We start from the raw sequence: 17603 nt of genomic DNA, 5'->3' as shown, positions 1-17603 counted from the left end.
TTATGAATTTCGCATTAATTGTATTGCTTAAATGGTTGCGCATCCACTCATCTTGAGTACCATCGACGGCACAACCTAAAAACGTGTTGAGGAGGAGTTTTCCTAATGACTAAGTACGAACTTCCTGAGCTGGATTACGCTTACGACGCTCTGGAGCCGCACATCTCCGGCGAGATTATGGAGCTGCACCACAGCAAGCACCACGCTAATTACGTCAACGGCGCCAACGCTGCTCTGGAGAAGCTCGCTGCTGCTCGCGAGTCCGGCGACTTCGCAGCTGTTACCGGCCTGTCCAAGGACCTGGCCTTTAACCTGGGTGGCCACACCAACCACTCCCTGTTCTGGAAGCTGCTGTCCCCGAACGGTGGCGGCCAGCCGACCGGTGAGCTGGCTGAGGCTATCGAGCGCGACTTCGGCTCTTTCGAGAAGTTCCAGGCTCACTTCAACGCTGCTGCTCTGGGCCTGCAGGGCTCCGGCTGGGCTGTTCTGGGTTACGACACCATTGCAGAGCGCCTGGTTATTGAGCAGATGACGGATCAGCAGGGCAACCTGTCCATCAACCTGAAGCCGGTTCTGCTGCTGGATATGTGGGAGCACGCTTTCTACCTGCAGTACAAGAACGTCAAGGCTGACTACGTCAAGGCTGTCTGGAACGTCTTCAACTGGGATTACGCTGCAGAGCTGTTCGCAGCTGCCAAGTAATTTCAGCTAACAGCGCGCGGCTTTTTACGCGTCCCTGCCGCGCGCTAAAGATGGCTTACCGGCTCGCTGACGGGGCTTACCCTCAGCGGGTCGGTTTTTTGTGTCTTGTTTGAGACCACTTTTGGTATTTCCCGGGCGGCACACGTAGCCGTCGTTTAGCGTTAGTGCCCATGAACACCAGCAACAATGTCAACGTCGCCTATGAACACCTCGCCGTAGCTGATTCAGAGGCGGCGAAAATCGCTGTCGTCAGTTTGGACCGCGGAGACAAACTCAACGGTCTAACACTTGAGATGCTGACCGAGCTGTCCGCCGTCGCCCGGAAACTGGCAGCTGACCGTGATCTGCGTGGCGTAATCCTACGTGGCGAGGGCAAATCGTTTTGCGCTGGACTCGATTTCGCCTCGGCATTTAAGAAGCCCTCACGCATCCTGCGCTCATTCGTCCCCGATATCCACGGCACAAACCTGTTCCAGCGCGCCTGCTGGGACTGGCGAGGCCTGCCGGTGCCGGTCATTGCGGCGGTGCATGGGCACTGCTACGGCGGTGGTCTACAGATTGCACTAGGTGCTGATTTCCGCATTACTACGAGCGATGCCAAGTGGTCAATCCTCGAAGCGAAGTGGGGACTGATTCCGGATATGTCCGGTATGCGAACCATCCTCGATGAGGTCAGCGCCGATACTGCACGTTGGCTGACCATGTCTGGCGAAGAACTCAACGGCAAGGAAGCAACTGAGATCGGTCTGGCGACGTGGGCCGTGGACACGGAGGACGCTGCACTCAAGCTGTCCAAGGAGAAGTTGGCACAGCTGGCGACACGCTCGCCGGATCAGCTGGCGGCGACGAAGCGGCTTTTCCGCGATGTGCACCGCTCTCCTCGCGCAACATTCCGTGCCGAGCGCACACAGCAGCTGCTGCTGTTAGCCCGCAAGAACACGGCCATTATTCGCAATGCTGCGATGAAGAAGGTCTCACCTAAGTTCGCCCGGCGCGGCACGTGGGCGCGTGGTTAGCGCGCTAAGGAACCGGCAGGTCATCCCCATGCGGCAGGTCCGCGGCCGCGCGCTGTGAATCCAGCCAGTCGCGGACGTGGGCTACCGATCGGCAGTCATCGCCGTTGTAGCGCAGCAGCATGGCGCGAGCCTCGGCTTGCGTGAGCTTTTCAAAGGACTGTTCCGAGACAAAGTCAAGGTCAGTGGCCGTCGCAATGCGATACAGATCCAGCGATGCCTCGCCGTCAACATCGGCGTCGCGCCAGTGGAAGCCCGACCACGGGGCCACGACTTTAAGCCCCATGCCGACGGTGGAGAGGATCTGGCGACGGGCGACCTTCAGCATGTCCACCCAGTCCTCCGAGGCAATGAACTTGTCCACTTCTTCGCGGGTCGGCACCCGCACAATCTTTGTCGGGCCAGCTGCCTCGGAACTGGAACCAGCCGCATCGCCTGTAGCCAGCTCCGCCGAATCTGCGGGCACCACAAATTCCTGGCCGCCGAACCGGGTGGCGCTCTGACGCAGCCAATAGTTCTCACCCTCTGCCGCCCAGCAATAGGCGCGGAAGGTCTTGCCTTGTTCATGCGCCGCATTTCGACGACGCATCAGGTAATCCCAGAAAATCGCAAAGTTCCTGGCCTCTGCCGTGCCACCGAGCCCTTCTGGCCCCGGTGGCTCCCAGGTGATAAACCCGCGGTAGTCCTCCCCAGGCACCCACGTTCCCCACAGGTAGGCGCCATCGTTGGGGTACGCCTCCATATCGATATCCATCTCAATATCGCCACGCGTGGCCGATGTCTTAGCGGCTACCCGGAGCGCGTCGACGTCGGCAAGCCGCGCCCTCGCCATCCACACCTGCTCCTTGCTGACGTGCGGAGTGTTGGTACTGGCCTGCGCCAGTGCCGTGACTGTGTCGATGCCCACACTGCGCAACCGCATGGACTTATCGCCAGGTAGGAGGAGGGAAATATCGTCACTTGCGGTCAGCTCATCCAAGCAAAGGTCGTGGTGACGGCAGGTTCGGCACTCCCGGATGCGCCGTGGCGCCAGCGGCCAGGTGCCTGGCGTAAACCGTGACGGTCGCCCCTGAGTGGCAGCGACGGCATCACGCGCATCCCGCAACGCCATCCGGTACGAGGCCACGCGCGAACCTTCATCGGCAATGACAATATGCCGTGTATCCAGGTTCATCCCGGTGGCACTAATCGCCCCCACCAGACCACAGGACACGCCCAGGCGGTGCAGTATCGCCGCTGCCTGCCCAAGCTTCACAGCATCGGGTCCGTAATGCCGTAGCTTCCACTCGTCCGTGACAACCATCGCCTGACGCAGGGTCCGCCCCATCACGCCAGCACGCCCGAGCCGATCAACGCCCAGCAGTCGCACCTTCATCGCCGCCGCACGCGCCGCATTGCTTGACGACGGCTTACGCCGCCGGCCCGGTTTGCGCGCAGAGAGCAGGTGCCGTGTGACAACCAGGACCGGCATGTACGTCGGTGAGGTCGTCTGTGGTGAATCATCGACCTTGACCAGCAGATCGGGGTGGCAAATCTCGTCGATTCCCGAGTACACCCCACCGGGAATCGGACGCTCATGCATGAGCACGCCACCGGTGATGACGCTTTCTCCGCGGGCGATGGCCTCAAGGGTATCCAGGTGAGCGTCCGGTCCCGAGGCCACTGTGTACAGGCCGGGGATGGACGCGATGGACGTCGGCAAGCGGTGCTCATGGTGAGAAGCAGGTTCGACTAGCCGCCCCTCGCGGAGGTCGAGGCTCAGCCGGTAGCGGCAGCCGATGAGGTCGCTCGCGTGGAGAAGCGGGCGCGAAACGGATGAATCAGTCACAATGAGAATTAGCGTATCGCCACTCGGTAGGAAGTTTCACGTTAAGCTTGGATAGCAAGAATCGTGATGCAGCCACTGCATCTGGCAAGCGCACTCCGGCGCGGTGGGGTTTACGGGTTTTCCGCCCCACTTTTCCGGAGGGACTATCTGCGAGCAACTAGGCGAAGGAAAAAATGAGCTTCTTGGGTGACATCCGTGAGCGTCGGCGCGAAACCGCCAAGCAGGTGAAGGCTGCCAAGGCGAAGGCTAAGGAAGAGGCTCGCCACGCAGCTCGACTTAATCGCAAGGCACATAAGGCTGAGGTCAAGGCCGCTAAGCGCGACCAGAAGCACCAACACAAGCTGGAGCTGAAGGAGGCCGCTGGCCGCGTTCGTTCTGAGGAAAAGCTCGGTAAGAAGGAACTCAAGCTGGAAAACCGTGCTCTGAAGCGCGCGGAGAAGATCCGCAAGGCGAGTGCCAAGGACGAGAAGAAGGCGCTGGCCGCCAAGCAGCGCCACCAGACCAAGATGGCCGAGAAGATCCTGCAACAGCAGCGCAGCCAGGGCTTCAACAAGGACAAGGCAAAGTCGTGGATCGGTGGCGCACGCCTGCTGGTACCGGTGCTGGTTCCGCTGGCCTACCGCGCCATCACTGCCATTCAGCGCCGTGAACACTCTTCGGCCGCGCAGAAGTTCGGTGTTTCCGCTAATGATGCCGCTCGTTACCAGGGGCACGGTGCGCCGCTGCTGGCCCGCATTGAGGCCACTCGTGGTTCACTGACAGAGCTGCGTAAGTCGGGTGTCAAGGGTACCGATGGTTTTATCAAGGACGCCAACTCGCGTCTGGATGTCATGACTGACGCCATTAACACTGCCGAGAAGATGACCCCGGAGCAGCGTCGTCGCGCACACCACTCCATTACCGCAGAGCTGGATTCTCTGGATCGCCAGATCATTTCGGAGCTGGGCGCGTAAACCTGGCCGCTTCGGGTTAAGGCCACTCGCCGAGATTCGTCGAACTAAGCGCGACTGTTGTTGAGCAGCAATAGTCGCGCTTTCGCTCTTAGTACCCCCGTATCGGGCTATTTTCTCCCTCCGATGGCGCTACGGACTGAGAACTACTGTAATGAGGGCTATGCCATCTTCAGATAAATCTCAGACTGCAGCCTCGGATCTGAACGGCGCAGTCTCGAACAGCGACGCAACAGCCCAAAAGCCATTCACCCCTACTCGTCGTGCCGTACTGCGTGCCGGCGCTACCGGTGCTGCTGCTGGCGCCATCGGCCTGGCGACCGCTACTAGTGCGGGGGCCAATCCTGAGTCGCAGTCCCCAGCTAATGCTGGCGGTTCTGGTGGTTTTCAGGTCTTCCAACACGGTGTGGCCTCTGGCGATCCACTGCCGGACTCCGTTCTTATCTGGACTCGTGTGACATCGCACCCAGGCGACACCGCAGGTGCAAACCAGGGCCGCCCTGTTGCACTGAAGTGGGAAGTCGCTTCTGATGAGGGCTTCGGCAACATCGTTGCCTCTGGTGCCCTGAACACCGACCCGGATGCTGACAACACCGTCAAGATCGATGTCAAGGGTCTCTCCGCTGATTCCTACTACTTCTACCGCTTTACCGTCACCGCTGGTAATCACGCGGGCCAGGTTTCCCCGATTGGCCAGACTCGCACTGCGCCGCCGGTGAACTCCTCGCCAGATCACCTGGGCATCGCGCTGACCTCCTGCGCTAACTGGGAAAGTGGCTTCTTCTCCGCTTACCGCGATATGGCGGAAAATGACCGCATCGACATCATTATGTGTGTCGGTGACTACATCTACGAGTACGAGGCCGGTGGCTACTCCGGCAAGGGCCCGGTTCGTGACCACAAGCCGGCTCACGAGATTATTTCTCTCGCTGACTACCGCCTGCGCTACGCCACCTACCGCACCGATGCGGACCTGCAGGAAGCTCACCGCGCAAAGCCGTGGATTGTGACCTGGGATGACCACGAGGTCGCCAACGATGATTGGCACAGTGGCGCTGAGAACCACGACCCGGAGACCGAAGGCGACTACGTTGCCCGCCGCGACGCCGCTATCCAGGCTTACCTGGAGTGGCTGCCGGTTCGCGCTGTCCCCTTCTCCCAGGGCGGCAAGCTCTACCGCAGCTTCCGTTTCGGCGATCTCGCCGACCTGACCATGCTGGACCTGCGCACCTACCGTGACCAGCAGCTGAAGTTCATCCGCGCTGGCGAAACCGATGATGAGAGTCGCTCCATGCTCGGCTCTGAGCAGTTCAATTACCTGCTCGGCCAGTGGCGTTCCTCGAGCGCAAAGTGGCGTGTCGTGGGCAACTCCGTCATGTTCACTCCAGTGCTGGTTCCGCCGCTGGATCCGGAGGCCACTCGCGCTGTCACTGAGCTGCTGAGCTTGCCTCAGGACGGCCTGCCGTACAACTTGGATCAGTGGGATGGCTACGCTGCTGAGCGTCGTAAGCTGATCGACATCATGGGTAAGGAGGGCTACGACAACGTTGTCTTCCTCACCGGCGATATTCACTCCTCCTGGAACTGCAACGTACCGAAGGTCCCGGGCCAGTACCCGAGTGCCGGTATTGCCGCCATTGAGATTGTCTGTACTTCCGTCAGCGCCCCGAACATCGATGACATTGTGAAGCTGCCTCAGGACAACCCGATTTCCTTGGCTGCTACCGCTGGACTCAAGGCTGCGAACCCGTACGTCAACTACCTCGAGTTCGACCGCCACGGCTACACCGCTGTCTACTTCGGCCGCGAGGACGTTACCTCTGAGTACCGCCTCGTCGAGGTCAAGGAGGAACCGAACCAGCCACTTTTCGTCGCCGCTACCTACCGAGGCAAGCCTGGTGAGGGCATGACCCAGGCTTAAGCGCCTTCTCATCCTTTCGCTTTCCGACGACCACTGAGAGCGCACCCCGCATTGCGCTCTCAGTAGCGTAGTTGCTGTTCACGACGGCCCTGCACAACATGCAGGGCCGTCTTTTTATTACCCCAAGTTCTTGTGCACAATTAATCGAATTATTAACAAACCATGTATTCGATATAAGTTGCACAATCTAACTCAATTATCGTCAATAGACATTAAATTTCTTTGCACTTATACTGTGGGGGAAAGAAAACAGGGCTTGATATTAATTTGAAATTTCACCGTATTGAAGTTTCACCGTAAGCCTTCTTCATTATTACAAGTTCAGCACCAAGCTTAGGCAGGGATTCTATGGCACGCCGCGAACTAATTCAGTACATCGACGACCTCGATGGGACTCCGCTTGATTCCGCAGATCACCAAGTCGTTCGTTTCTCTTTCCGCGGTAAGAACTACATTCTCGACCTCTCTCAGGAAAATGCTGAGAAGTTCGAGCAGGTATTAGAACCGTATATTGCGAACGCTTCTATTGATCACAGCACGGTTGTAGCTCCGCGTAAGCGCTCTTCCGCTAATCCCAATGCCGCTGAGGCCCGTGATCGCAATCGCAAGATTCGCCAGTGGGCACGAGAGAATGGCATGGATGTTGCAGACCGCGGTGCGCTGCCAAAGCACATTATTGAAAAGTACGAGAGCGCTAACTAGTTCTCACCCAGGTTCGTTTGCCTTCCACTGGATGTCATCCAGCTTCACTATCTTAAAGACAGGGTCCCGCCACAGCGGGGCCCTGTTTTAAAGTTGGGGCAGGTGATTCGAGTCGCTAGGATAGCGGCTGGAATTGGCACACCGGCCTAATCCGGTTGTCTTACTTTTCTTATCCTTGACATGGAGGAGTCGGCCCGTGGTTATTTTGGAACCATTTGTTTGGCTGGTCTCGTTTGTCCTTAAGGCGTGGCACCTTTTACTGGCCTCAGTGTTTCACCTGCCATCTTCTCTGTCCTGGACGCTTTCTCTCTTCCTGCTGGTGTTTACGGTGCGTGGCGCTCTGGCGTTTCTCGCGTTCCAGCAATTTATCTCGGCGCGCAAGACGGCCAACCTACGGCCGCAGCTTTTTATACTCAAGGAGCGCTACCGCAGGAGCATCGAGCCGAACTCGCCACAATACGTAAACTTTGCCAGCAAGGAAATGCGCAAAGCCGAAGGTATTAAGACCTCCGTAATGCTGGCGCCCCTCTTCGTCCAGATTCCCGTGATTATGGGCCTTGTTCGCATGCTGAGGCACATGCTGCGGGCGTCTGAGGGGCCTGGACTGCCTGCGTCTCATAATGTCGGATTCATCTCTAAGGATGAGATTTCCGACTTCCTGAGCGCGACATTCTTGGGGCAGCCTCTACCCGCGTATCTGCGCATGGACCCGGAGCAACTACAAATCCTTGGGGGCAATCATGATTCGCTGTTAGCTTTCTGCATTATCGGCATCGTGGCAGCGGCCATTTTCACCGGTTTTAACTTGGTCATTTCCTACCGCCGGTTGCAGCGCACTCTCGACTATTCCAATAGCGTCAGTGTATTCCTCAGCAAATTCATGCGCGTAATGCTTATCTACGCACCGCTGATGATCCTCTTCGCGGGGTTCTTTGGCCCAACACCTGTGGCTCTAATTGTCTACTGGGTCACCAATAACTTCTGGACACTGACCCAAAATATTATTCTCACCCGCTATGTAGAAAAGACCTACCCACTCACGGACGATTTCCGAACTCTGCAAAACCACCAAAAGGGTGAATACGAATCGGAGCGGGAAGAAAAGAAGAAGTTAAAGCAGGCCAAGCGTCGCTTTTATATCAAATCCGCATTCGCTCCGTGGAAAATAAAGCAGTATAAGAGCGAATATGCCGCTATTGAGAAGGAATCGCGGGACCGTCGTAAAGCAAAGCAGGACGAAGAATATGCCCAGGCTTTGAAAATTGCGAAGGTTCGCTACATGGTGACCCAGATGAGGCCTGGCGCTCAGGACAATTTGCCGTCCCTGACGCAGGATATGAAGATTTCCTCGGGTATAGTTCCGCCGCTTCCCGGCCTGGCTAAAGTGCGGGCAGACATGAAACGACAAGCCGAGAAAGCACAAAAGGCGCAGAAGCGGCCGAAACCAATTCTGATTGCAAAGAACCTGGGAATGCTGCTCGGCCAGAATACGAAGAATATGGTTAAGAAAGCCACCGGCTCAAAGGAGTCGGACTGGAAACGCTTCCGGGATTAGCCCGTGAGCAAAAGGCGAGAACTAGGGCGCGTTAAAAAAGGGAATTAGGTATTTACGTGACCAAGTCACGGGCCAGGTCGCGCGCCATCTGCAGCGGGTTCAGATCCTTGGACATCTTGGCACCCGCGAGGCCGCCGTCGAGGTAGAGCAACAGCATATTTGCGTGAGCAGACGGCATACTAGATTCATTTTCAGTCAGCAGCGTGTGTAGCTGTTGCCAAACCCAGGAACGGTGATCGGCTGCGGCCTGACGGATGTCCTGCTCCGACTCCGTTTCCGGCCGCGGATATTCACTAGCCGCATTCTGGAAGTGTGAACCACGGAAGTCGATTGCCGGCTGCTCCGCAATACACTGATCAAAGAACGCGAGAATCTTCTCCGCCGGGGTATCCAACGAGGCCACTCGCTGCTCCCAAGCCTCCCGCCATTTGGCGTCGAGGTCTTGCAGATATGCAATGACTAGCTTGTCCTTGGATCCAAACAACGAATACAGGCTGGCTTTGGCCACATCAGCTTCCCGCAGGATGCGGTCAATGCCGACAACGCGGATACCCTCTGTTGTAAACAGAGTTGTCGCTGATGCCAGGAGGCGCTCCCGCGGACTGGGGCGGTTACGACGGCGAGAGGAAGCGCGGCCGCCTTTTGCGCCCTTGCCCGTTGTCGCTTCTGCCACGGCAGTACCTCTCGTCCTTCCAAAGTCACACCCCGTTCTAACAGCTGCTTACTCGCAAACACCGGCATTAGCGCCATTGCTTTCAGAGCACTGAACAGGGCGTTCATAGTCTGTGATATTCCATTGTAGGCGTATCTGCGACTGTGATTTTGTAAAAGAACAAACTAGTCAGTCTTTCAGCCTCTAGTCCTACTTTAGCGTGCGATGATTGCCGCCCCCAACAGATGTCGCGACAATCGCAGAACGCCAACGTCACGACAACCGCACAACAAAAAAAGGGCATCTCAATGTTGATGAGATGCCCCGCGCTCTAGCTCACTATCCAGTAGATAGCAGCGTTACGACGCTTCGTGCATAGTCGCGCTGTTTTGCTTGGCTTACTTGCGCTTTTGAACCAGGCCGACAATCCACAACAGGATCACGGCGCCGAGCAGACAGGTGAGGAAGCTGAAGAACTTTCCGCCACCGGCGACATCAACGCCGAACAGGGTGAGCAGCCAACCGCCCAAGAAACCACCGACGATACCAACGACGATATTCAGGACGACGCCCATCTGTTCATCGGTGTTCATGATCTTAGAGCCGATCCAGCCGGCAAGACCACCGATGATAATCCAGCTGATGAAGCCCATCGTGGGACTAAAGGAGGCAGCAAGAAGAATCTCGTTCATGATAGATATTCCTTTCCCGAAATCGTTCTGACTCAACTATAAGTCTTTCCGAAAACTCTTGCATACACTGCAAGCACTATCAGGCCATTTCGGCCACTGAGAAACTAGCGAGATAACAGTCGGATAGCCACAGGAAAACTCTTATAAAATCTGCACTTTCTGCATGAAAACAGGGTTTATGCAGACGAGAGGCCTCATTTGGATAAACCGAAGCCGGCCCCGACACCTGTCGGAAACCGGCTAGGTTCTACTTATAAATATTCGGTAACGGTTTCTACTCTCGGCGCTAACCGCGCCTCGACGACCGCCGCCGGCGTCTTTTCTCAGCCCCCTCGAAGGGCGCTTTAGGCGTCAGTCTCCGGGCGGACGACCATCATCGGGCAAGCAGCCGCCTGCAGGAGTGCACGCGAAGTGGAGCCGAGCAGCATGCCCTTGAAACCTCCGCGGCCGTGGCTGCCGACGACCAGCAGCTGCGAGCCTTCCGAGGCATCAGCCAGAGCACGAACCGGGCGGTCGCGGGTAACAACCTTCTTGATGGCCACTTCCGGGTACTTCTTAGCGTACTTCTCCAGACGGTGGCCGAGCAGAGCCTTCTGCTCCTCTTCCACAACCTGCCACTGGCTCTGAGCTGCAGAAAGGCCAGCCAGGGAAGCCTGTACCTGCATGTCCATCCAGGTGTGAACCGCAATCAGTTCGGCACCACGAGCATCGGCCTCACGGAATGCGTACTCCGTTGCCTTTTCGGAAATATCGGAGCCATCGACACCGACAACGACAGGACCGTACTTGGTCTCATCGGTTACCAGGTTGTCCTCGCGGACAACAACAACCGGGCACGATGCGTGGGAAACAACAGCGGCGGAAACCGAACCCATGACCATGCCAGAGAGCCCACCCAGACCGCGAGAGCCCATAACCACCATGGTTGCCTGCTCAGACAGGTCGAGCAGCATGTCAATCGGACTGCCCTCTTCAATCTGGTGGCTGACATCTACCGACGGTGCGAAGTCGAGGGCAATCTTCTTGGCCTCGTTAATCTTCTCCAGGGTCTCGGCCTCAAGATCGTCGTAAAGCTCCTGCGGCGGAACCATGCCCTCTGCGTAGAGGAACTGCGGCATGGAGTAGCTGCTGACCAGACGGAGCGGCTCACCGCGCTTCACTGCGGTGTTAGCGGCCCACTTGACGGCGGTCTTGGATGCCTCCGAGCCATCGACCGCGCACACAATGATGTTCTGCCTTGGCATTGATTGCCTCCTTATTATGCGATCCATAAAAATTGGCTCTCCGCGGCCCGACCGCAACGCAGCTACACCTATCGCACCTGCTTGGACGCCATTTTAATGGACAAGCTTTGCTATTTAGTCAACTCTTCCGAGCCAACCCTTTTATTACTTTCACCTCCACCCTACCCCCATTATGTTGCGACCGACAGGGCAGAATGTTGTCCACCTACGCCATTAGGGGCGGTACCAACACAGCCCTGCGCCAGCAGCTCCGCTTGCCCGCCGGGTGAATCCGGGGCACCTGTTAAAGTCAGCCGTATGCGTCGCATGCCACTGCCCATTCGCGATGGGCTCAACCCCTCCCGCATCGCCGCTCCCGGGCGTCGTGGCGATGCCCCCACCCGTGCGTGGGATCTGCTCGCAGGCGCTATCGCAGGTCAAACCCACCGCCACCCAGACGATGATGAAACGGCTGTGGCCAAGCGTTTTGCAGATGGGCTCGTCGTTCGCGCCAACTCAGTGCCCTACAGTCCAGATGACATGGTGAAGCCCGGCGCGGAAATGTGGTTTTACCGCACCCCGGCACCGGAGCGCACAATCGCGGGGCCGATGCCGATTGTCTTTCAAGATGACAACCTTGTGGTCGTCGACAAGCCGTCGTTTTTGGCAACGATGCCGCGCGGCCGACATATTACGGAAACTGCTGTGGTTCGCCTGCGGCGGGAGCTGGGTAATCCGGAGTTGGTTCCCGCGCATCGCCTCGACAGGCTGACGTCGGGGTTGCTCATCTTTACCGCCCGGCGCGAGGTTCGCGGCGCCTACCAGGGGCTTTTCGCATCGGGGGAAGTCACTAAGCGCTACCACGCACTGACGTCGCCTACACCCATCGCTGGCGCGGCCAGCGAAGCCCTGCCCGAGACCCCACTGGAATTGCGCACACGACAGCACAAAATTGCTGGCCAGATGCAGGCTTATACTCTCGAGGGCGAGCCAAACGCCCACACCATCATCGAGCGCATTTCGCTTGTCGACGTGCCTTCGGACGCCGACGGCCTCGCTGCCGACAGTGGTCGCGTTGCGCTGTGGCAATTGAAGCCCATCACCGGACGCACTCATCAGCTGCGGCTGCACTTGAGTGAACTGGGCTTTCCCATCCTGGGTGACCAGTACTACCCGGAGATTCTGCCGCTGGAGGCCGAGAATGCCTCGGAGCCCCTGCACCTGGTCTGTGTAGAAATGAGTTTCGCTGACCCCGTGACTGGTGAACAACGAACGTTCCATTCCCGCCGCAGCGTTTTCAATCCGCTTTCGCTGCCGGATATTAATTCGCCGTTGATCAAATCTAATTAGAAGAGAGCCCCTCCCCCATGTCTGCCAAGCATGCAAAACGCCCCACCAAATCATCCGCTGAGTCTTCTTTGAAGCATTCCGCCCCACCAGCGGCGGCCTACGCTGAGGGGCTCACCAAGAAGTACGGTGTCGGCAATGCCGCTGTTACTGCACTGGACCATGTCGATATCTCTTTTGCCGCTGGTGAGTTCACCGCGATTATGGGGCCGTCCGGGTCGGGTAAGTCGACATTGATGCACTGCATGGCCGGCTTGGACTCCGCGACGTCGGGAAGCGCGTACATCGGCACGACGGAACTGTCGAAGCTGTCGGACAAGGAGATTACGGCGCTGCGGCGTGACCGCCTGGGCTTTGTGTTCCAGTCCTTCAACTTGGTGCCGACGTTGACAGCGGCGGAGAACATCACCCTGCCTATCAATATCGCTGGTCGTAAGGTGGATAAGCAGTGGTTCGAGGAAATCACCACGCGCCTCGGGCTTAAAGAACGGCTTACGCACCGCCCCTCGGAACTGTCCGGTGGCCAGCAGCAGCGTGTCGCCTGTGCGCGTGCTATCGTCAGCCGGCCGGAGATCATCTTTGGCGATGAGCCGACGGGCAACTTGGACTCGAACTCATCCCGTGAGGTGTTGACGATTCTCCGCGATGCGGTTGATGACATCGGCCAGACCGTTGTCATTGTGACGCATGATGCCACCGCCGCATCCTACGCAGACCGTGTTGTGTTCCTCGCGGATGGCCGTGTGGTTGACGAGCTTCGCAACCCCACGCCCGCCGATATTTTGGCGCGCATGGCAGATATTGAGAATCTTTAGGAAGGCAGGTCATCTCTCCCCATGGCATCATCGTCTTCCACGCTAAGCCGCGTCGCCTGGCGTAATATCACCTCGCACAAGTTGCGCCTCGTGCTCACAATTATTTCGGTCGTGCTGGGCACAGCCTTCATCACCGGCGCATTTGTGTTCACATCATCGCTGGACAAGGCCTTTAAGGGCGCAATGAGTACCGCTTATGACGGTGTCGACGTGGTGGTGACGGCCCCAGCTGACAATCCCGGTGCTCTCACCGAAGAAACCGCGCAGAAAATCGAAAGCTTCCCCGGGGTCCGAGCCCTCAACATTGGCGATCCCAACAACAGCATTACGGCCACGGGAGCCGACGGCAAGCCGATTCAAACCAATGGTTCGCCATCGATGGGTCTTCCCTACTATCCAGCGGCCGAAGCGGTGGGCAACAAGGTCACGGTTACCGAGGGGCACGCGCCGGAAACACCAGGTGAGGTGGTCGTCAACTCCACTACCGCCGAACTCGGCAACCTCCACGTCGGCACTGAAATCAAGGTGGCCACCCGTCTCGAGCGGGCGACGGTGAAGGTCGTCGGCATCGCCGATACCTCCATCGACGAAACCGGCTACCTCGCGGTCTTTTTCACCCAGAATCAGTGGCGAGAGCTCTACGGCGCGGACAGCCATATGGACATGTTCACCCTCGCCGCCGATTCCACCACTGACGCTGCCACGCTTACCCGTGATGTCGCAGAAGCATTCCCCGAGCTCAAGGTAGAGGCAGGCTCTAAGCTCGCCGACGAGGCCTCCGAACGTGTCTCCTCTGCCTTAAGCTTTGTCAACTACTTCCTCATCGCTTTCGGGCTCATCGGGCTGCTGGTCGGGATCTTCATCATTTCCAATACTTTCACCATGCTGGTCACTCAGCGCATGAAGGAATTCGCTCTCCTCCGCGCCCTCGGTGCTTCACGACGACAGCTCACTGCGTCCGTCCTCTTGGAGGCATTCATTGTTGGCCTCATCGGTTCCGCACTAGGTGTCATCACGGGATTTGGGCTGAGCCAGGGGCTATTCATGCTTCTCGATGCCATGAGTATCTCCATGCCCGGCGATGGCCTGACATTCGAACCGGTGGCAGTCATCGTTCCTCTCCTTGTCGGCGTGGCCATCACCATGATCGCCGCCTGGACGCCGGCCGCCCGCGCTGGCGCGGTCCCTCCTGTAGAAGCCATGCGCTCTGGGGATCAAACAACCAGCAATAGCCTCAGTGCTAGGACGTGGACCGGTACTGTGCTGGCGTCCGCCGCGATCGCAATCATTGCCTGGGCATTGCAGTGGAACGACGCAGAAACCAAGATTCGTGCCGTCTTCGTTGGTGTCGGTGCAGTGATGGCCGTAGCCTCCGTCTGGCTTGTCGGCCCCGCGCTGTCCATGCCTCTGATCGGAGGACTGGGGCGCGTCGTAGGTGCGCCTTTTGGAACCGTCGGCAAGCTTGCGGCGACGAACTCCCACCGCAATCCGCGCAGAACGGGAACCACATCGTTTGCACTGACGCTCGGGCTTGCGCTGGTGACTGTGATTGGCATGTTCGGTGTGTCCATGAAGGAGGCGGTCAATGAGTGGTCAGAGACCAATCTGACGGCTGACTTCGTGCTCTCGCCACCTCTGACCGCGCATTCGGCCCTGCCGCTTGGGGTCGAGGACGCAGTGAAGGATATCGATGGTGTCGACGACACCGCAACTTTGTCGATTGGTGCGCTGCTGGTGATCCCGCCTGAGGAAGCCGCCACGATGATAGCTTCCGACGGCGAACAAACTGAAGTCGGACCGGAATCTAGTAATGCGTCGGTTTTCAACTCCAACGTCGGCAAATGGTACGGCACTCGCGCCATCCAGGGCTCCCTGGATCTGGCCGAGTCGGATGCGGGAATTGTCATCAGCGAATCAACAGCGAAAAAGAATAGTTGGAACGTTGGCACTGAACTCGCAGTGGTTTCCAAAGGCGGCATAACACGGCTCCCCGTCACCGGCATTTTTGCTGACACGAATGATCCCGGCCAGTCGATTATTGTCTCCGACGAAGCCGCCCATAAATATGTCAAAAGCAGCCACCTGTTGCCGTTCCAGACCTACGTCGATGTTTCTGATTCCATCGCGTCAGACAGCGGCTCCATGGATGAAATGAAGCAAAAGCTTAGCGACGCAGTTGCGGACTACCTCGTAGTACAGGTGATGACTGCTAAGGAGTTTGCGGGCCTCGCGAATGCCTCTATCGATGTCATGCTGGGAATCGTGTACGCGCTGCTGGCACTGGCGGTCATCATTTCGATTCTGGGAATTATCAATACTGTCGCACTCTCAGTTGTCGAGCGCCGCCAGGAGATTGGCATGCTTCGGGCCGTCGGCCTGCAGCGCTCGGGGATTCGCCGGATGATTCGCCTGGAATCTGTGGAAATCTCCATTTTCGGCGCGGTTGTAGGTATTGTCCTCGGCTTGTTCCTCGGTTGGTCACTGCTGACCGTGCTGAAGGATGAGGGCCTGAATACTATCGCGGTACCGTGGCTGCAGATTGTTCTCATGCTGCTTGGGTCTGCGCTTGTGGGCATTATTGCTGCTCTCGGCCCTGGTCAGAAGGCCGCGAAGACACCGCCCCTGGCCGCTATCGCAGACGAGTAGTCGCCGTTATATGAAAGCGCCCCGTGCAGATATTGTTTCTGCACGGGGTTTCTATTTCGCCTTATCGCCTACGCTGAATCAGCTATCCGGCTCACGCATTTCCGCTGGCAATTTATACGGCCGCGTTGGCCTTGCGAACCTCGCGTTCTCGATTCTTCAGCGCCTTATTGAGAAGCATAAAGAACCACACAAAGCCGACCGTCAGGATAATGTGGCCGAGCCCTGCAATTCCCGAGTACATCGCACCCCAGGCCTCCGGGCCTGAAACAACGTGCACGATACCGTTAGCCACCATCATGCCAATCGTCCAAACAATGCCGACATTCTGAACGATGAACCAGCGATCAAAGCCCTTGACAGCTGAAATATTGAATTGCCCATCCAATGCCAGCGCAACCAAGAAGAAAATCATGCCAAGAACAAGGAAATGCGTGTGCAGCGTATTGAGCTGCGTTTTATCCCCAAAATCCATCGCACGGGTAAATTCACGATAGAAAACGCCAGAAAACAGACCAAGACCGAGATACACCGAAGCAGCTGTGAATAACTTACGCATACTTCGTAGCCTACTCAGATAACACTGGCTTCTAAACAGACTAAACCCAGGGGGTTAAACGAAAGTTTGATTCCGCGAATCTAGACGGCCTCAAACTAACCGCGCGAATCGAGCCACCACACGTTTCGGCACAGTTTTGGATAGGGCCATCACTAGGCCATATAGGCCGGGCGCTACCTCCGCCCGACCCCTCTCCGCTCCACGTAACGTGCGCTCCACTAGATAATTGAGATTCTGCTCCGGCATGAGACGCAACTTCACCGACTTCGCCTGCTTCACGACGTCCCGTAGCGCCTTGGTCTTAACCTTTCCCGGGTAGCAAATAGTTACAGTTACACCATTAGGTTTCAATTCCTCTCTAAGGCAGATACCCCAGTGCCGAATAAACGCTTTCGATGCTGTGTACACCGCCAGCCCTGGAGTTGGTGCTACAGCTGAGATCGATGAAACGAAAATGATGTGGCCGTTCTTTTCGAATAAATCGTTTAGCGAGTAAACCGCTGCGACCGTACCGCGAATATTCGTCTGTATCATTTGATCAGCCTGCGAAAAATCCTGGGTTTTAACATCGCCATAATTCGCATACGCGGCATTGAGGATTAAATAAACTATCGTCGCGTGATGGCGGTCAACATGATTCCGGAGTTTATCGCCAAAATCATCATCGGACTGATCTAGACAAAGATATCGAAGACGAGGACCTTGCCTCTGCGAGAACTCAGCGTCCTCACCGGAAGAATCATCGTTGTAGCTACGAGAAACACACCAAATTTCATCTAGGTCTGGACGTAGCTGCCCAAGTTTATCGGCAAAGACGGCGCCTATGCCCCGAGATGCTCCAGTCACGATTCCCACTCGCATGAATTCCAAGATACAGCCGACTGAGTCGAGCAATTAAAACGGCGACGACGAAGCGTGCCACATAGGAATGAGCAAACGAACAAAAAATGTCGCATTAAAACGCTAGTTAATGTTGTTTACTCGTGGGCACAAAAGTGGGC

At 57.2% G+C, this 17603-nt stretch carries 15 protein-coding genes; 9 read left to right on the top strand and 6 right to left on the bottom strand.

The window, feature by feature from the left end; all coding sequences use genetic code 11:
• The first annotated feature begins 105 nt into the window (after positions 1-105).
• Positions 106-702, top strand: a complete 597-nt coding sequence (locus tag HMPREF2562_RS09795) for a superoxide dismutase (RefSeq protein ID WP_005510435.1) — start codon at positions 106-108, stop codon at positions 700-702.
• 170 nt (positions 703-872) lie between these two features.
• On the top strand, positions 873-1718 hold the full coding sequence (locus tag HMPREF2562_RS09790; RefSeq protein ID WP_070549932.1) for a crotonase/enoyl-CoA hydratase family protein: 846 nt from the start codon (positions 873-875) through the stop codon (positions 1716-1718).
• Between the two features lie 4 nt (positions 1719-1722).
• On the opposite strand, the gene HMPREF2562_RS09785 is transcribed toward HMPREF2562_RS09790, so the two are convergent.
• A complete protein-coding gene (locus HMPREF2562_RS09785; RefSeq protein WP_049193125.1) occupies positions 1723-3543 on the bottom strand; it encodes a ribonuclease H-like domain-containing protein in 1821 nt (606 codons plus the stop codon).
• A gap of 173 nt (positions 3544-3716) precedes the next feature.
• On the opposite strand from HMPREF2562_RS09785, the gene HMPREF2562_RS09780 reads away from it, so the two are divergent.
• The 4 genes from HMPREF2562_RS09780 to yidC all read left to right on the top strand — a co-directional run bounded on the left by HMPREF2562_RS09780 (position 3717) and on the right by yidC (position 8671).
• Entirely contained in the window at positions 3717-4496 is a 780-nt protein-coding gene (locus HMPREF2562_RS09780; RefSeq protein ID WP_016421682.1) for a DUF6474 family protein, read from the top strand.
• A 160-nt stretch (positions 4497-4656) separates the two neighbouring features.
• Complete coding sequence (locus HMPREF2562_RS09775) at positions 4657-6414, top strand: alkaline phosphatase D family protein (RefSeq protein ID WP_224783757.1); 1758 nt, start codon at positions 4657-4659, stop codon at positions 6412-6414.
• A gap of 348 nt (positions 6415-6762) precedes the next feature.
• Positions 6763-7116, top strand: a complete 354-nt coding sequence (locus HMPREF2562_RS09770; protein ID WP_016421684.1) for a histone-like nucleoid-structuring protein Lsr2 — start codon at positions 6763-6765, stop codon at positions 7114-7116.
• Between the two features lie 196 nt (positions 7117-7312).
• Positions 7313-8671: a membrane protein insertase YidC gene (yidC, locus tag HMPREF2562_RS09765; RefSeq protein ID WP_016421685.1), complete on the top strand. Its 1359-nt coding sequence runs from the start codon at positions 7313-7315 to the stop codon at positions 8669-8671.
• Positions 8672-8723: 52 nt separating this feature from the next.
• On the opposite strand, the gene HMPREF2562_RS09760 is transcribed toward yidC, so the two are convergent.
• The 3 genes from HMPREF2562_RS09760 to HMPREF2562_RS09750 form a co-directional block, all read right to left on the bottom strand.
• Entirely contained in the window at positions 8724-9344 is a 621-nt protein-coding gene (locus HMPREF2562_RS09760; RefSeq protein WP_048731284.1) for a TetR/AcrR family transcriptional regulator, read from the bottom strand.
• A gap of 377 nt (positions 9345-9721) precedes the next feature.
• Complete coding sequence (locus HMPREF2562_RS09755; protein ID WP_049171710.1) at positions 9722-10015, bottom strand: GlsB/YeaQ/YmgE family stress response membrane protein; 294 nt, start codon at positions 10013-10015, stop codon at positions 9722-9724.
• A gap of 344 nt (positions 10016-10359) precedes the next feature.
• A complete protein-coding gene (locus HMPREF2562_RS09750; protein ID WP_005510554.1) occupies positions 10360-11259 on the bottom strand; it encodes a universal stress protein in 900 nt (299 codons plus the stop codon).
• Between the two features lie 297 nt (positions 11260-11556).
• Between HMPREF2562_RS09750 and HMPREF2562_RS09745 the strand changes: the two genes are divergently transcribed.
• The 3 genes from HMPREF2562_RS09745 to HMPREF2562_RS09735 are packed head-to-tail and all read left to right on the top strand — an operon-like array spanning position 11557 to position 16046.
• Positions 11557-12588, top strand: coding sequence for a pseudouridine synthase (locus HMPREF2562_RS09745; protein WP_070546475.1), 1032 nt, complete (start codon positions 11557-11559; stop codon positions 12586-12588).
• A 17-nt stretch (positions 12589-12605) separates the two neighbouring features.
• Positions 12606-13400: an ABC transporter ATP-binding protein gene (locus HMPREF2562_RS09740; RefSeq protein ID WP_172954627.1), complete on the top strand. Its 795-nt coding sequence runs from the start codon at positions 12606-12608 to the stop codon at positions 13398-13400.
• A gap of 21 nt (positions 13401-13421) precedes the next feature.
• Positions 13422-16046 carry an ABC transporter permease gene (locus HMPREF2562_RS09735; RefSeq protein WP_070549930.1) on the top strand — a complete coding sequence of 875 codons (2625 nt, stop codon included), beginning with the start codon at positions 13422-13424 and terminating at the stop codon, positions 16044-16046.
• A gap of 112 nt (positions 16047-16158) precedes the next feature.
• Here HMPREF2562_RS09735 and HMPREF2562_RS09730 read toward each other — a convergent pair whose 3' ends face one another.
• Both HMPREF2562_RS09730 and HMPREF2562_RS09725 read right to left on the bottom strand, forming a co-directional pair.
• On the bottom strand, positions 16159-16602 hold the full coding sequence (locus tag HMPREF2562_RS09730) for a DUF2871 domain-containing protein (protein WP_069359716.1): 444 nt from the start codon (positions 16600-16602) through the stop codon (positions 16159-16161).
• 90 nt (positions 16603-16692) lie between these two features.
• Positions 16693-17448 (bottom strand): SDR family NAD(P)-dependent oxidoreductase, encoded by a 756-nt coding sequence (locus tag HMPREF2562_RS09725; protein WP_168162083.1) that lies wholly within the window; start codon positions 17446-17448, stop codon positions 16693-16695.
• Positions 17449-17603: the final 155 nt, after the last annotated feature.

It is taken from the genome of Corynebacterium sp. HMSC077G07 (genome assembly GCF_001809225.1).
GTDB classification, from domain to species: domain Bacteria; phylum Actinomycetota; class Actinomycetes; order Mycobacteriales; family Mycobacteriaceae; genus Corynebacterium; species Corynebacterium jeikeium_D.
The sequence above is the reverse complement of the archived record's forward strand: the minus strand, read 5'-3'. Positions and strand labels throughout refer to the sequence as shown.

What these genes read in the sequence shown, in the direction of transcription:
- HMPREF2562_RS09780 (WP_016421682.1), top strand. Translation starts at nt 3,717, where the DNA reads ATGAGCTTCTTGGGTGACATCCGTGAGCGTCGGCGCGAAACCGCCAAG.
- HMPREF2562_RS09775 (WP_224783757.1), top strand. Translation starts at nt 4,657, where the DNA reads ATGCCATCTTCAGATAAATCTCAGACTGCAGCCTCGGATCTGAACGGC.
- HMPREF2562_RS09755 (WP_049171710.1), bottom strand. Translation starts at nt 10,015, where the DNA reads ATGAACGAGATTCTTCTTGCTGCCTCCTTTAGTCCCACGATGGGCTTC.
- HMPREF2562_RS09790 (WP_070549932.1), top strand. Translation starts at nt 873, where the DNA reads ATGAACACCAGCAACAATGTCAACGTCGCCTATGAACACCTCGCCGTA.
- HMPREF2562_RS09795 (WP_005510435.1), top strand. Translation starts at nt 106, where the DNA reads ATGACTAAGTACGAACTTCCTGAGCTGGATTACGCTTACGACGCTCTG.
- HMPREF2562_RS09735 (WP_070549930.1), top strand. Translation starts at nt 13,422, where the DNA reads ATGGCATCATCGTCTTCCACGCTAAGCCGCGTCGCCTGGCGTAATATC.
- HMPREF2562_RS09770 (WP_016421684.1), top strand. Translation starts at nt 6,763, where the DNA reads ATGGCACGCCGCGAACTAATTCAGTACATCGACGACCTCGATGGGACT.
- HMPREF2562_RS09740 (WP_172954627.1), top strand. Translation starts at nt 12,606, where the DNA reads ATGTCTGCCAAGCATGCAAAACGCCCCACCAAATCATCCGCTGAGTCT.
- HMPREF2562_RS09730 (WP_069359716.1), bottom strand. Translation starts at nt 16,602, where the DNA reads ATGCGTAAGTTATTCACAGCTGCTTCGGTGTATCTCGGTCTTGGTCTG.
- HMPREF2562_RS09745 (WP_070546475.1), top strand. Translation starts at nt 11,557, where the DNA reads ATGCGTCGCATGCCACTGCCCATTCGCGATGGGCTCAACCCCTCCCGC.
- HMPREF2562_RS09750 (WP_005510554.1), bottom strand. Translation starts at nt 11,259, where the DNA reads ATGCCAAGGCAGAACATCATTGTGTGCGCGGTCGATGGCTCGGAGGCA.